The following is a 14,699-nucleotide window of genomic DNA, read 5'->3' as shown; positions in this document are numbered from 1 at the left end:
TCAGGATTCCCGTTCTCCTGACAAGGCATCCATCATGGCAAACCTGGTCCCTCCCTTTACCCCTGACACCGCCGCCGCTAAAGTCCGTATGGCGGAGGACGGCTGGAACAGCCGCGACCCGCAGCGCGTATCGCAGGTGTATACCCTTGATACGCAATGGCGCAATCGCGCGGAAATCGTCACCGGCCGCGACGAGGTGGTGGCGTTCCTGACGCGTAAATGGGCTAAAGAACTGGATTATCGGCTGATCAAGGAACTGTGGGCGTTTACCGGCGCGCGCATTGCGGTGCGTTTTGCCTATGAATGGCATGACGACAGCGGCAACTGGTTTCGCTCCTATGGCAACGAAAACTGGGAGTTCGATACCGCGGGGTTAATGGCCCGCCGTTTTGCCTGTATCAACGATCTGCCCATCGCCGACGGCGACCGCAAGTTTCACTGGCCGCTGGGACGGCGCCCGGATGATCACCCCGGTCTGTCCGACTTTGGCCTCTAGATGATCGACCACAACGCGGATAGCGCGGCGCTGGTAGCGCAAATAGCCGACGTTTTCCGTGAATGCGGCTTCGAGGGCGCGTCCCTGAGCCGTATCACCGAACGCACCGGCCTGGGCAAAGGCAGCCTGTACCACTTTTTTCCCGGCGGCAAAGACGCCATGGCGGCGGCGGTGCTCACCCAGGTCGAGGCGTGGTTTCACCGCCACATTTTCCAGCCGCTGGCGCGGGATAACGCGCCGGACGCGCTTGACGGCATGTGGCGGGCGGTGGATGCGTATTTCCTGTCCGGACAGCGCATCTGCCTGATGGGGGCCTTTGCCCTGGACGGCACGCGCGATCGATTTGGCCATGCTATCGGCGTGTATTTCCACCACTGGATAAGCGCGCTGCAACAGGCGTTGCAACGGGCCGGCGTCGCAGTTCCGGCGGCGGGCGAACTGGCCGAGGACACCGTCGCCGGTATCCAGGGCGCGTTAACGCTGGCGCGAGCCATGAATGACACCGATCTGTTTATCCGCGGCACGCGGCGGCTGCGGGCACGGCTTATGCTCGCCATACCCTTTCACCATCCTTGATGCCGTCTTGCGTGCCGGCACGGCGGATCGGACCTGTCCGCCGCGCGGCATGGCCGCCTGCGGGCGGTTATTTTCCGTCCCGGGCGGCGAACATGGCGCGGGCCGCTGCTGCAACCACGGGTTGACGCGTCGCCACAGTGGCGGCGATACGCGCCGCCACCGGTTCCCGCACCGATCCGGGGGCGGTTTCCGGCCGGCCGGCGTTAAACGGCGGCGCCGGCGCGTATTCCAGTCCCAGCTGGATAGCCTCGGCGGTCGCCTGGTCGAAGACCTGGTTAATCACCGCCAGCGCAAAATCCATGCCCGCGGTTACGCCGCCGCCGGTGATGATATTACCGTCCTGCACCACGCGGCCCGCGTCGGGTATGGCGCCGAACAGCGTTAACAGATCACGCCAGGCCCAGTGGCAGGCGGCGCGTTTACCCACCAGCAGCCCCGCAGCCCCCAGGATCAGCGACCCGGTACACACCGAGGTGATATAGCGGGCGCCGCCGGCCAGCCGGCGGATATCGGCCATAAACACCGGGTCCGCTATCATCTCGGTACTGCCGGCGCCGCCCGGCACGCAGAGGATATCGCACCGCGCGATAGCCGCCAGATCGGCCAGGCCGGAAAATACCAGGCCGTCGGCGCTTACCGGCCGGCCGGCCGTCGAGGCGGCAATCACCCGGGTATCCGGCAGACGGGAAAAGAACTGGTGCGGGCCGGTGAAATCCAGCTGGGTAACGCCGGGGTAAAGCGGCATGACGATAATCAAGGACTGCTGCATCATTCTTTCCTCATGACGGTAACCTGTTATCAATAGGCCTGGCGCGGGACGATTACCGCCTTAAAACTCAATTTCGCCGGCCGGGCGTACGCTGACGCTATGCGGCCCGGCGTTAAATCCGTCCAGCAGGGCATTATGATGGGCGATGATCTGTGCAAAGCCGAGGGCGCCGCTGTCCGCGGTGGTATGGCCGTCGCCGGCCAGGACCACGTCATACCCCAGGGAAACCGCGCGGCGTACGGTGGTATCGACGCAAAACTGCGTCATGCATCCCCCCGCCACCAGGCGCGTGACGCCCAGGCGCTGCAAACAATCGGCCAGATCGGTGGCATAAAAGGAATCGCAGCTGCGCTTATGCACCACGATATCCCCGGGCGCAGGCCCCAGGTCCGCACGGATGCGCCACCCTTCCCCGCCCCGCGCCAGCCGGTGATCGCCGTCGCCGTCGTGCTGCACCAGGATAACCGGCGCCCCGGCGGCGCGCGCCCGCAGCTGCAATGCCGCCAGCCGCTGCGCCACCTCGCCTAACCGCCGATCGAGCAGCGGCTGGCGAGCCGCATCGGCCAGCCCGTGGAGAATATGGTTTTGCATATCAATAATCAGTAATGCCGTGGTCATATTACCCTCTTATGCTGCAAGTTCAGGCGCCGCGCACGGCGGGGAAATGCGCCAACCCGCCGGACGACGGGATAGGCATGGCGCGCGCGGGCTATTTAATCTGGCGAAAAACAATGCCATTATGCCATATCGATCTCACCGGCACCGTGGCGACTAGAAGGACATCTATGCTGAAAATTCTGGGCAAGTCAACTTCCATCAACGTGCGCAAGGTCTTATGGACCTGCGTGGAACTGGGTATCGATTTTGAACGGGAAGACTGGGGCAGCGGATTTAAAGATCCCCATGACCCGGCTTTTCTGGCGTTAAATCCCAATGCCATGGTGCCGGTCATCCTGGACGGGGATTTTGTGTTGTGGGAGTCCAATACCATTATCCGCTATCTGGCCCGGGCCTACCGGGGCGAGGCGTTATATCCGGCGCCGCCGAAAAGCCGGGCGCGGGTGGATCAGTGGATCGACTGGCAGGCCGCCGAACTCAACCCGTCCTGGAGCTACGCCTTCACCGCCCTGGTAAAACGCTTCGCCACGCATAACGACGCGCAGCGCATTGCCGGGTCGATCGCCGCCTGGTCGGGGACGATGACCATCCTCGACCGGCAGTTGGCCGCCACCGGCGCTTACGTGGCGGGAGACGCCTTTACGCTGGCGGATATTCCCATCGGCCTGTCGGTGAACCGCTGGTTCTCCACCCCCATCACCCATCCGGAACTGCCCGCCGTCAACGCTTATTATGAACGGCTCAGCCAGCGTCCGGGCTATCTGGCCCATGGCCGCAACGGGATGCCGTAAGCGGCGCGCGCTGAAATATAAAGTGCTTACGGCAGTTTCAGCGCCGTTTGATCCACATAGGGTTTCATCAGCCCGTCCGCCTCCTGCTGGGCATCGCGCGCCGCGTCGTCCACCTTGCGCGATTTGTCGGTCACCAGCGATGCCAGCTGGTTTTCGATGGCCTGGCGCACCGCCACGGTCTCATAGGTGGCATACCAGGGATGTGCGTATTGCAACTGCTGCAACGCCACCGCCGCGCGCGGGTCCTGGGCCAGGTACGCTTTCATTTCCGGCGTGTCGTAGGCCGCCATGCGCGGGGCGAAATAACCGGTAAAACGGCTCCAGGCGCCGTTGACCTCCGGGCTGACCAGGTAGGTCATAAACCGGTAGGCCGCCTCTTTCTGCGCTTCACTGATACCTTTGAAACTGACCAGGCTGGCACCGCCGATAATTACCGCCTGCCGCTCCTTGGCCGGCAGCATCGCGACCTCGAGGGTGAAATCGCGGCTGTTTTCCCGCATATACCCCAGCGCCCCGGTGCTGAGCAGCGCCATGCCCAGCTTGCCGGAGAAAAACGCGGCGCCTATCTGTTTGGAATTCAATACTCCCGCCGGCATCACCTCATCGCGATACACCAGGTTCTGCCAGAACTGCAACGCCCCGCGCGTGCTGGCGCTGTTGTAATACACTTCGCCCGGATAGGCGGCATTATTAAAATTACCGCCGTTGGCGTGGGTCAGCGCCGAGAGCATCCAGCCGCCGTAATCATCGTTGGTGGAAGGGATCATGATGCCCCACTGCCCGGTATTTTTATCGGTCAGCTTTTTGGCATCCGCCACCAGTTCCGCCCAGTCGCGCGGCGGATGGCTGATGCCCGCCCTGGCAAACATGTCCTTGTTGTAATACAGAATCGGCGTGGAGTTGTGGAAGGGAATGGCGTAAGTCTGGCCCATCACCTGGGCGTTTTGTTGTACCGCCGGGAAGAAGTTTTTTTGCAGGAAGTCGGTGGCCGACTGCTTTTGCGGCGCAAATTTAAACAATTCGTCCATCGGCAGGATTTCATTTTTCAGCGCCAGATCGACGGTAAAATTGGCCGACATAATCACCAGCGCCGGCGGCGAACCGGCCTTGGCCGCCGATTCGGCCTTCATTTTGGTGGTGTCGTAGTTGCCGGTAAAAATACCGCGTACCTCCACCTGATCCTGCGACTGATTGTATTCCCTGATGACGCGGGTCATCTCGGTGGTCAGCTTGCCGTCCACCGGCGCCGGGAACATAAAATCAATGGTGTCTTTCGCCAGCGCTCCATGGCTTAACGCCATGCCGGTCAGCATCACTAGCCAGCCATATCTTTTCATTTACTGCTCCTGTAATAAATTGCGTTGGCTCGACACCGCGAACAGATAGCTGTCGCGGGACGAAAAAGAGAGGTTCAGGTCCTGGCCTACGGCGGCAACCGCGCCGCGGTTTTCCCGACGGTACTGCACCCGCCCCGCCGGGGTATCCAGCGTGATAAGGTATTCCGCGCCGTGCAGTTCGCGCCGCAGCACCCGGCCCCGCAGCGCCGCACCCGGTTCCTGCGGGTGTTCCGTCAAATGCTCCGGCCGGATACCGAAAAACACCGCGTCTTCACCATAGTCCGGCAGCCGGGCAATCGATTGCCCCATCAGCCAGACCTGCTGGTCATGCACAGGAAGGCGCAGGATGTTCATCGCCGGCGTACCGATAAAGCCGGCCACGAACATATTGGCCGGCTGCCGGTAGAGCGCCTCGGGCGTGCCCGTCTGCTGCAGTCGCCCGTCGTTGAGCACCGCGATCCGGTCGGCCATGGTCATGGCCTCGATCTGGTCGTGGGTCACGTAGACGGTGCTGGTTTTCAGGGTATGGTGCAGCGCCATGATGCCGTCGCGCACTTCGCCGCGCAGCTTGGCGTCAAGATTGGACAACGGCTCGTCCATCAGGAACAGCGCCGGCTCGCGCACGATGGCCCGGGCCATGGCCACCCGCTGGCGCTGGCCGCCCGACAGCTGCGCCGGCTTGCGATCCAGCAACGCCTGCAGTTGCAGCAGCCCGGCGACCTTCTCGACCCGCTGCGGGAACTGCGCCTTCGGCTCGCCGCGCATTTTCATGCCGAACAGAATATTGTCCCGGACGGTCAGATGGGGAAACAGGGCGTAATTCTGGAAGATCAGCGAAAAGTTACGCTCCCGGGGCGGACGCGCGCTGATATCCACGCCATCCAGCAGAATCTGCCCGCTGGTGGCGCTATCCAGCCCGGCCAGCAGGCGCAGCAGCGTGCTTTTGCCGCAGCCGGACGGTCCCACCAGCACCAGAAACTCCCCGTCCCTGATCTCCAGATCGATATCCCGCAGAACATCGGTCCCGCCAAATTTTTTTCCTAAGCCTTGGACGACAATGGCCGACATCAGAAACCCTCGCCCGGACAACTGATGCGCGAGTCGTAGAGCCAGGGACCGGCGTAATTGGCCAGGGAATGGTAGCTGGTCACCAGGCCGACGCCCGGCACCAGGTTATGCATCATCATGGCTCCCGGCTCCAGGCTGTAAAGCGGACGCGGATCGGTATGCATATAGGGCACCTGGTGCACGGTGGCGGGCGCGGAACAAATCAGCGCCTGGCGAAATTGGGTGGCGATCATCCGGTGGACATGGCCGCAGAATACCCGGGTCAGCTGCGGAAACCGTTCTATCAGGGCCAGCAGCGCCTCGCCGTTGCGGCAGGCGATGGGATCCATCTGCGCCGAGCCGAACGCCACCGGCGGGTGGTGCATAAACACATAGCTTTCCTTATCGTCGCGGGAAAGCCTCTTTTCCAGCCAGTCGAGGGTAAAATCGCTCAGGTGCCCCCAGGACGCCCCGGCCACCGATGTATCGATAAACAGCAGACGCACCGGGAACTCATCGACTTCATAGGCCATATTGTCCGGATCGTGGCCCAGCCGCGGGCACAGTTCGCTGAAGGCGTCCAGAAACAAGGCCTTATTGTCATGGTTGCCGGGGATCAGATACAGCGGATAGTCAAGCTGGCCGAGGATATGGCGCGCCAGGCGATATTCAGCGGGTTCGCCGCAGTTGACCATATCGCCGGTAATGATGACCGCGTCGGGACGTTCCGCGAGGGCGTTGACCCGGTTGATGATTTCCGCGTTCATGGCGTTAACATCGATAAAATCATACAGCCGGGCGCCCCGGCTGCGGAAATGCATGTCGGACAATTGGGCGAGATACATCGCTATCCCCTTATTTAATACCGGAAAAACCAAAACCACTGAGAAAGTGCTTTTGGCATAAGATAAACGCCACCATCAGCGGCAGGCAGACCATCAGCGAACCGGCGCTGATCATGCCCCACTGCCCGCCGGATTCCGCCCCCATGGCAAAAGACGCCAGCCCCACGGTAAGCACCTGCTTATCGGGATCGTTAAGCACCATCAGCGGCCAGAGAAATTCGTTCCAATGATAGGTAATGGTCACGGCGGCAAACGCCATCAGCGCGGGACGGGTCATGGGCAGCAGCACATACAGCACCACCTGCCACCAGCGGCTGCCTTCCATCAGGGCCGCATCCTCCAGTTCGCGCGGAATATTCAGAAAGGCCTGGCGCATCAGGAAGACGCCGAAGGCCGACGCGAAGTACGGCATCATGGCGCCGGTCAGGGTGTTGAGCAGGCCAAGCTGATGCAGGGTCATCATATTGGGCACCATCAGCATCACCGGCATGATCATCAACTGGATCAACAGCAGGTAAAACAGCAGGGTTTTACCGCGGAATTCATGGTAGGCGAACACATATCCGGCGGTGGTGATGGTGACCAGCTGTACCAGGAAGGTCCCCAGCGCGAAAATCAGCGTATTGGCATACAGCCGCAGCCAGTCTGCGCTGTCCCAGGCCCCGGCAAGCGTGGCCAGCGTCAGCGGCCGGCGCGGCACCAGCGAGGCCATCGCGGGTGAAAAACTGTCCGGGCTGATGGCGGCGGAAAACATCCACAGCAGGGGCGACAGCCACAGGAAAGCGGCGCACGCCAGCAGCAGGGATAAGGTTCGCAGCGGAAACGACGGGTTAGCGCTCATAGTGCACCCCTTTTTCCAGGGTGCGCAGATTCAGGATGGAAATCACAAACAGCGCCACCACGGTAAAAAAGGTAGCGGCCGAGGCTTTGCCGAAATCATGGCTGTTATTGGCCAGATCCTGGATGTAATACAACAGCACCGAGCTGGCGTGATTGGGTCCGCCCTGGGTCATGATGGCCACATGATCGATTTGGGTAATGGAATACACCAGGGCGATAATGATGACAAAGTTAAGCGTCGGCCTGAGCAGCGGCAGCTGGATGTACCAGAATATCTGGCGTTCCGACGCCCCTTCCATCAGCGCCGCCTCGCGCGGCGACGCGGGCAGGCCTTGCAGGGCGGCCAGGAAAAACAGCATATAATAGCCGGCAAATTTCCAGATGCCGACCAGCGCCAGGGCAAACAGCGCGCTATTGCCCATGCCGAGGTAATTAATGCCCATGGGGCCGGCAACCTTAGCCAGGTAATAGTCCAGCAGGCCCAGGTTGGGAATAAAGATAAAGGTCCAAAGCGTAGCGGCGCTGACCAGCGGGATAATAGTGGGGAAAAAAAACGCCGCGCGCAGCAGCCGGTTGAACCGGGTATTGCGCGCCAGCCAGACCGCCAGCGACAGCGCCAGGATCACGCCGGGCACCACCGTCACCAGGATATAGAGCAGATTATTGCCGACCGAGAGCCAGAACACCCGGTCCTGGAACAGGCGGACAAAATTATCCAGGCCGACAAAGGGCGGGTTATCGGTGGCAAGCCGCGAGTCATACAGGCTATCCACCAGCGAGCGCAACAGGGGAAAATAGGTGAAGCCGGCTAAAAATATCAGGGTGGGCGCGAGCAGCAAATAGGGAAACAGGCGTTTTAACATAAATAGACTTCTGCACAGCTTCAGCAAGTGGCCCCTATGCTAAGGGCCATGCTTGACAGTTTTAAGACAATGAGATGACGGAATCAAGATCCCCGGCCGCGGAAGCTACCGCGCTACGATGCCGGGGCGGCGCCGCAGGCGCCAGGCGATGGACGCAAGGCTATCCCAGCAGGCCGGCGCCGACGTTTATCGACAGGCCGAGGATGGCGAGGTTGAAGATAAAAGAGATGACCGATTGCAGCAGCGCCGCCTTGCGCGCCTCGGTGGTGCCGGTGGCGATATCCGCGGTCTGCGAGGCGACGGCGATGGTGAACGAGAAATAGAGAAAATCCCAGTACAGCGGTTTTGCCGGGTCTTTGGGAAACAGCAACGGCACTTCAGCAACATCCCGATCGCGGTAGAACAGATGGGCATAGTGCATGGCAAACGCCGTGGGCAGCAGCGCCCAGGAGACCACCAGCGTCACGCCGGTCAGGATCAAATGCCAGGCTTTCACCGAACCCGAAAGCTGTTTCACCGTGCTCAGCTCCAGCAGAATCACCAGTACGCTGACCATACAGGTCAAGGTCACCAACGCCAGCACCGTGCTGGCGCTTTCGTCCTGGCGCAAGGCGATGGCGTGCATATCCTCCGGCCCGGCGCGCATCATCTCCCACCACAGGAATACTAAATACAGCCAGGCGAGGGCGTTCCAGCTTATCATCAGGCGCAGCAGCGTGGAAAACTGCGCGGGCAGGCACCAGTAGCAGATCACGCCGGCGGCGATGGCGATCAGCAGCCGGGGCCGCGCGGTAAAATAGTGCTTAACGGGATGGAGAAAACGCATGTGTCTGGCCGGACCTTAGTAAACGTGGCGATAACCGGCTGGCCCGCGGCAAGGGCCCCGGGCACCCGGCACGGCGGGGATGAGCGTAAAATAGAGCCTGCCGGTGAAAAAGACAAGGAACCGCCGGTAATATAGTTCCTTTAACGCCGGATAGGGCCGTGCGAAGGAGGGTGCGGCCGACGTCATGCCGTTAGCGTCCCGCGGCCGGATAGAAATCGGTCCGGCGTGGGATAGCCTAGCGCGCCGCATCCTTGGGCAGGGCATAAGCGACGATGGCGTCTCCCGGCTCGGTACGCAGGCCGCCATGGCCGCCGGCGGCAATCACTACATATTGGCGACCGTTCCCGCCCAGGTAGGTCATCGGCGTCGCCTGGCCGCCCGCCGGCAGGCGCGCCTGCCAAAGCTGTTTGCCGGAAGCCTCGTCAAAGGCGCGCAGATAGTTATCGGCCGTGGCGCCCATAAAGACCAGGCCGCCGGCGGTGATGATATTGCCGCCGATGCTGAAGATACCGGTCGGCAACGGCGCATTGGTATGGGTATTAAAGATATTCATATCCCGCGTGGTGCCCACCGGTCGCTCCCAGGCGATTTTCCGGGTCTGCAGGTCAATCGCCACCAGTTTCCCCCAGGGCGGCGCGCTGCAAGGAGCGCCGAGCGGGGTCAGCCAGGGTTTGACCACCGCCGCGTACGGGGTGCCGTACTGCGGGCCGACGGAAAAATCTTTGGGTTTGGGATAGGGCTGTTTGCTGCCCCAGCCCGCCCAGGGTTTCATCAGCCCCTTGTTGATCGCCTCGGCGGCGGGCATGGTCTCCACCGTAAAGGGGATGTAGCTGGTATTGGCGATAAGCAGGTGCCGCGCCGGGTCGATGGAGGCGCCGTACCAGTCCATCACGCCGTCAAAGGCGGGATACGCGATAGTGGTGCCAAGCGTGGGCGGCGTGTACTGGCCATGATAGATGGCGCGTTTAAACTGGATGCGGCACCACAGCTGATCGAGCGGCGTGGCGCCCCACATATCCTGCTCTTTCAAATCGGCGGGCGAGAGGTTCGGCATACCCACCGAGTCCGGCTGGGTGGGGGACAGCGTATCGCCCGGCAGCAAGGGCTGCGTCGGCACCGGTTTTTCAATGACCTGCGCCAGCGGTTTGCCGGTGGCGCGGTCCAGCAAAAACAGCTGGCCCATTTTGGTGGTTTGCACCAGCGCATGCACGCTGCCGACGCCGTCGGGCGACGGCAAATCGACCAGCGAAGGGCCGATGGGCAAATCAAAGTCCCAGACGTCGTGATGCACGGTCTGGAAATGCCAGCGCTCCTTGCCTGTCTCGATATCCAGCGCGACCAGCGCGCTCGAGTATTTATTATCGAACGGACGGCGGGCGGCGCCGTAGTAATCAGGCGTGGCGTTGCCCAGCGGGATATACACCAGCCCGAGATCGGTATCGGCGGTATAGGTGCCCCATCCGTTCGGCGTGCCGCGCGTGTAGGTCTCGCCCGGCTTGAGCGGCGCGGTGGGATCCGGCCGGCCCATATCCCAGGCCCAGGCCAGTTTGCCCGTTACCGGATCATAGGCGCGCACTACGCCCGACGGCTCGCCGCGCGCCTGGTTGTCGTAAATCCACCCTCCCAGCACCACCCGGTCCTTCACCACCAGCGGCTGCGAGGTAATAAAATGAAAGCCGGGCGGCACATCGCCCATCTGGTCGGTCAGGCTGACAAATCCGCGATCGCCGAAATCGTCACAAGGGCGGCCGGTATCCGCGTCCAGCGCCATCATTTGCGCATTGCCGGCGGTGGTGATTATGCGGCGGGCGCAGGCCTGTCCCGTATCGGCCGGCGCGGCATAATACGCCACGCCGCGGCAGGCGAGATATTCGTTGGCGGCGGTATCCGTATGCGGGTCATAGCTCCAGATGGGCTTGCCGGTGGTGGCGTTCAGCGCGATAACGCGACGATGCGGGGTACACAGATACAGACGATCGCGGATCTTAATCGGCGTTACCTCGAAATTAAATTCCCGGCCGTCCTTATCCTCGCCCTCGCGCGGCAGATCGCCGGTATCATAACGCCAGGCGGGCTGCAATTGGCCGACGTTAGCGGGGGTCAATTGCGCCAGGGGGGAAAAGCGCTCGCCGGCGGCATTGCGCCCGTAATAGAGCCATTGGTTACGCTGCGCGTCCGGGAACGTCGCCGTTTGCGGCAATGGCGCCGCAACCGCCGCGTTATGGACAAACCGGGTCTCGGTGACGTGGAAGCCGGCCCCAAAAATGCCGAGGATAGCGGCCAGGTAGATCACCCCGGCCGCCGTGGCCCGGCGTCTGTCGGAACGCAACGGGAATACCGGCCGGGTGATAAACGGCATGCTGCACCACAAGCCGAGCAGCGCCGGCACCAGCAGGCGGGGCAGCAATTGCCAGCCGTCAAAGCCGACTTCATAGACCGCCCAGGCCAGGGTGGCGATAAAGGCCAGCAGATACAGCCACCAGCCGGCCGCCTGCCGACGGGCAATCATAATCCCCGAGGCGGTGAGCGCCACACCAGCCAGCGGATAATAAAACGTGCCGCCAAGCGTCGCCAGCCAGGTTCCCAGCCCGATAAACGCCAGGCCGAAAAGAGCGATAACCACACCGGTAATACCGGGAAAGGACAGCAGACGACGCAGCATAGATACTCCTGATGCACCACAGGTTAAAGGGAGAGTGTGTCGATGGGCCATAGCGGCCTTGAGGGTTACGGCCATCAGGTTTATGGTCTTGCGCGGTGGGCCTGGCGCCGCCAAACGGACCCGCGCGCCATGCCGGCGGCAAAGCCGGGTTAACCCCGATTAACACCCTGTATAACCATAGCAAAACGTTGGCTTTTTGAAGGGAAAAAATGCCTATGGCGGCGGCATGGTTACGCGCAGCGGCTCCCGGCTTGCGTCTGGCGGCCAATCACCCGGGCGATGTCCGCGGAGGTTTTTAAAACCCTGATGTCGCCAAACAGCGTGGCGGCCTCGTCATACTCCTGGCGCAGGAAACCCAGCCATTGCTTGATGCGCGCCACATGGTACAGGCCGGTGTCGCCCTGCTTTTCCTGGCGCACATATTTTTGCAGCAGATCAACCACGTCCGGCCACGGCATCCTGGGTTCACGATATTTTATTACCCGGCTCAGGTTCGGCAGGCTTAGCGCGCCGCGCCCCAACATCACCGCGTCGCAGCCGGTTACCGCCAGGCAGTCGCTGGCGCTTTTCCCGTCGCGGATTTCACCGTTGGCGATCACCGGGATGGTTAAACGCCGGCGGATTGCCGCAATCGCCGGCCAGTCGATGCATTCCGCTTTGTAACCGTCTTCCTTGGTCCGGCCGTGGACCACCAGTTCAGTGGCGCCCGCCTGCTGGACCGCGTCGGCAATTTCCATGCTGCGGTGCGGGGTATCCCACCCCAGGCGGATTTTTACCGTCACCGGCAGATGGGCCGGTACGGCGGCGCGCATGGCCTTGGCGCCCCGGTAGATAAGCTCGGGATCTTTCAGCAGCGAGGCCCCGCCGCCGCTGCCGTTTACGGTCTTGGAGGGACAGCCGCAGTTGAGATCCACGCCCAGCGAGCCGAGCTGCACCGCGCGCCAGGCGTTTTCCGCCAGCCATTCGGGATATTGACCCAACAGCTGAACCCGCACCGGGGTACCGTCGGGCGTCCGGCTGGCATGATGCAGTTCCGGACAGAGGCGATAAAAGGATTTGACCGGCAGCAGGCTGTCCACCACCCGCAAAAATTCGGTGATGCAGAGATCGTAATCGTTAACCTCGCAAAGCAGTTCCCGCACCAGCGAATCGAGAACGCCTTCCATCGGTGCCAATAATACGCGCATAAAGTACCCGGCCGGAAAGAAGCGCCATAGTAGGTGATGAGGGGTGGCAAAATCAACGCTTTTACCGCCCTGCCCGGCGGCAAATGGCGCCTATAAAAAAACCGCCGCGCTTGCGCGGGCGGTCTGCTGATCGGGTGTCAGGGGTAAATACGGGGCGGATACCGCCGGTCGCATGACCGGATGCCCAACGCGGGTAAGCGGCGCCAGGATCCGCCTGCAACCCTGGGTCAAACCAGGGCTTCAGGCCAGGGGGCGCGGCTTATTTCTTGCCGCGGCTGTCGCGTGCGCCTGAACCCGCGTAAGCGGAGGAACCGCCGGCCGGGCGGCGCGGCGCGGCGCCACGTCCCGGCTGCGAGGCGCCTTCGCCTGTACGGCGGCGCTGGGGCGGACGACCCTCGCGGGCTCCGCCTTCGCGCGCGCTGTTGCCGCTGTCGCGGGCGCCGCCGCCGTTACCGGACGACGGGCCACCGCGGGAAGCGCCGCCACGGGACGGTCCGCCGGAACGGCTGCCGCGGCCGGTTTGCAGCGGCTCGGCCTTAATGGTCGGATCCGGCTCATAGCCGGGCACCGCGATGCGCTGGATCGGTTTTTTCAGCAGGCGTTCGATATCGCGCAGCAGGCCGAGTTCATCAACGCAGACCAGCGACAGCGCCTCGCCGGTGGCGGCGGCGCGGCCGGTACGGCCGATGCGGTGCACATAGTCTTCGGCAATCAGCGGCAGCTCATAGTTGACGACATGGGGCAGCAGATCGATATCCAGGCCGCGCGCGGCGATATCGGTGGCCACCAGCACGCGCACCTGGCCGGCTTTGAAATCGGCCAGGGCGCGGGTACGTGCGCCCTGGCTTTTATTGCCATGGATCGCCGCCGAAGTGATACCGTCTTTATTCAGCGCTTCCGCCAGTTTATTGGCGCCATGCTTGGTCTTGGTAAATACCAGCACCTGACGCCAGTCGTGCTTGCCAATCATATAAGACAGCAGCTCGTGTTTGCGCTTTTTGTCCACCAGGTGGACACGCTGTTCAATCTGGTCGGCGGTGATATTGTCGCGTGCGACGGCAACCGCGGCCGGATTGCTGAGCAGGGTATTGGCCAGCACCTTGATGTCATCGGAGAAAGTGGCCGAAAACATCAGGCTCTGTTTTTTCGCCGGCAGCAGTTTCATGACGCGGCGAATATCGTGGATAAAGCCCATGTCCAGCATACGGTCGGCTTCGTCCAGCACCAGAATTTCCACGCTGGACAGATCGACGGCACGCTGCTGCGCCAGATCCAGCAGACGGCCGGGGGTGGCGACCAGCACATCGACGCCGCCGCGCAGCTTCATCATCTGCGGGTTAATGCTCACGCCGCCGAAAACCACCAGCGAACGGATGGAAAGATGGGCGCTGTATTCCACGACATTTTCGCCAATCTGCGCGGCCAGCTCGCGAGTCGGGGTCAGGATCAACGCCCGTACCGGACGGCGACCTTTCACCGCCGGGCTCTGCTGGGTCAGCAGTTGCAGAATAGGCAGGGTAAACGCGGCGGTTTTACCGGTGCCGGTCTGTGCGCTGGCCATGATATCGCGGCCTTGCAGCACAAACGGGATAGCCTGGGATTGTACCGGAGTCGGCTTGTCATAGCCCTTCTCGGATAACGCACGCAAAATCTCGGCACTTAGGCCAAGTGATTCAAATGACATAATAATGAAAAACTCCAGATCCGCCCCGACGTCGCCTGTCCAGTCTGCGCTCAGGGGGATAATCAGATGGGAGGCAAAGCCTTACCATGGTGAACGGACAAAAACTATTGAACGGATTGTAGCAAAATTACCGGCAAAATGGGATGGGTATCAGGTAA

At 61.9% G+C, this 14,699-nt stretch carries 14 protein-coding genes; 3 read left to right on the top strand and 11 right to left on the bottom strand.

The genetic code is table 11. The features are described from left to right. Positions 1-34 precede the first annotated feature (34 nt). Both ACL2XQ_RS06295 and ACL2XQ_RS06290 read left to right on the top strand, forming a co-directional pair. The gene (locus ACL2XQ_RS06295) at positions 35-496 is read left to right on the top strand and encodes a DUF1348 family protein (protein ID WP_413740151.1); all 462 of its coding nucleotides are present in this window, start codon (positions 35-37) and stop codon (positions 494-496) included. After that, positions 497-1,072: a TetR/AcrR family transcriptional regulator gene (locus ACL2XQ_RS06290; RefSeq protein ID WP_413740150.1), complete on the top strand. Its 576-nt coding sequence runs from the start codon at positions 497-499 to the stop codon at positions 1,070-1,072. A gap of 67 nt (positions 1,073-1,139) precedes the next feature. Here ACL2XQ_RS06290 and ACL2XQ_RS06285 read toward each other — a convergent pair whose 3' ends face one another. Continuing rightward, positions 1,140-1,841 (bottom strand): DJ-1/PfpI family protein, encoded by a 702-nt coding sequence (locus tag ACL2XQ_RS06285; protein ID WP_410016596.1) that lies wholly within the window; start codon positions 1,839-1,841, stop codon positions 1,140-1,142. A 60-nt stretch (positions 1,842-1,901) separates the two neighbouring features. Further along, positions 1,902-2,459 (bottom strand): isochorismatase family protein, encoded by a 558-nt coding sequence (locus ACL2XQ_RS06280; RefSeq protein ID WP_413727027.1) that lies wholly within the window; start codon positions 2,457-2,459, stop codon positions 1,902-1,904. Between the two features lie 167 nt (positions 2,460-2,626). Between ACL2XQ_RS06280 and ACL2XQ_RS06275 the strand changes: the two genes are divergently transcribed. Then, positions 2,627-3,250: a glutathione S-transferase family protein gene (locus ACL2XQ_RS06275; protein ID WP_410015987.1), complete on the top strand. Its 624-nt coding sequence runs from the start codon at positions 2,627-2,629 to the stop codon at positions 3,248-3,250. A 26-nt stretch (positions 3,251-3,276) separates the two neighbouring features. Here the strand turns inward: ACL2XQ_RS06275 and ACL2XQ_RS06270 are convergent, their stop codons facing one another. The 9 genes from ACL2XQ_RS06270 to rhlE all read right to left on the bottom strand — a co-directional run bounded on the left by ACL2XQ_RS06270 (position 3,277) and on the right by rhlE (position 14,541). Continuing rightward, a complete protein-coding gene (locus tag ACL2XQ_RS06270; protein ID WP_413740149.1) occupies positions 3,277-4,587 on the bottom strand; it encodes an ABC transporter substrate-binding protein in 1,311 nt (436 codons plus the stop codon). Continuing rightward, entirely contained in the window at positions 4,588-5,655 is a 1,068-nt protein-coding gene (locus ACL2XQ_RS06265) for an ABC transporter ATP-binding protein (protein WP_413722345.1), read from the bottom strand. After that, complete coding sequence (locus ACL2XQ_RS06260) at positions 5,655-6,479, bottom strand: phosphodiesterase (RefSeq protein WP_410015990.1); 825 nt, start codon at positions 6,477-6,479, stop codon at positions 5,655-5,657. Before ACL2XQ_RS06260 ends, ACL2XQ_RS06265 begins: the two co-directional genes overlap by 1 nt. A gap of 10 nt (positions 6,480-6,489) precedes the next feature. After that, entirely contained in the window at positions 6,490-7,320 is an 831-nt protein-coding gene (locus tag ACL2XQ_RS06255; protein WP_413740148.1) for a carbohydrate ABC transporter permease, read from the bottom strand. Beyond that, positions 7,310-8,182, bottom strand: a complete 873-nt coding sequence (locus ACL2XQ_RS06250; RefSeq protein WP_413722343.1) for a carbohydrate ABC transporter permease — start codon at positions 8,180-8,182, stop codon at positions 7,310-7,312. The genes ACL2XQ_RS06255 and ACL2XQ_RS06250 overlap by 11 nt, the downstream gene beginning before the upstream one ends. Before the next feature lie 160 nt (positions 8,183-8,342). Beyond that, positions 8,343-9,008 carry a DUF1345 domain-containing protein gene (locus ACL2XQ_RS06245; RefSeq protein WP_410015993.1) on the bottom strand — a complete coding sequence of 222 codons (666 nt, stop codon included), beginning with the start codon at positions 9,006-9,008 and terminating at the stop codon, positions 8,343-8,345. A 235-nt stretch (positions 9,009-9,243) separates the two neighbouring features. Beyond that, on the bottom strand, positions 9,244-11,670 hold the full coding sequence (locus ACL2XQ_RS06240) for a membrane-bound PQQ-dependent dehydrogenase, glucose/quinate/shikimate family (protein WP_413722341.1): 2,427 nt from the start codon (positions 11,668-11,670) through the stop codon (positions 9,244-9,246). A gap of 230 nt (positions 11,671-11,900) precedes the next feature. Further along, entirely contained in the window at positions 11,901-12,857 is a 957-nt protein-coding gene (gene dusC / locus ACL2XQ_RS06235) for a tRNA dihydrouridine(16) synthase DusC (RefSeq protein WP_413722340.1), read from the bottom strand. Positions 12,858-13,116: 259 nt separating this feature from the next. Further along, positions 13,117-14,541, bottom strand: coding sequence for an ATP-dependent RNA helicase RhlE (rhlE, locus tag ACL2XQ_RS06230; protein WP_413722339.1), 1,425 nt, complete (start codon positions 14,539-14,541; stop codon positions 13,117-13,119). Positions 14,542-14,699 lie beyond the last annotated feature (158 nt).

Origin of the sequence: Sodalis sp. RH14, assembly GCF_047324285.1 — a bacterium.
GTDB lineage: Bacteria > Pseudomonadota > Gammaproteobacteria > Enterobacterales > Enterobacteriaceae > Acerihabitans.
This window is presented reverse-complemented; position numbering and strand designations above follow the sequence as displayed.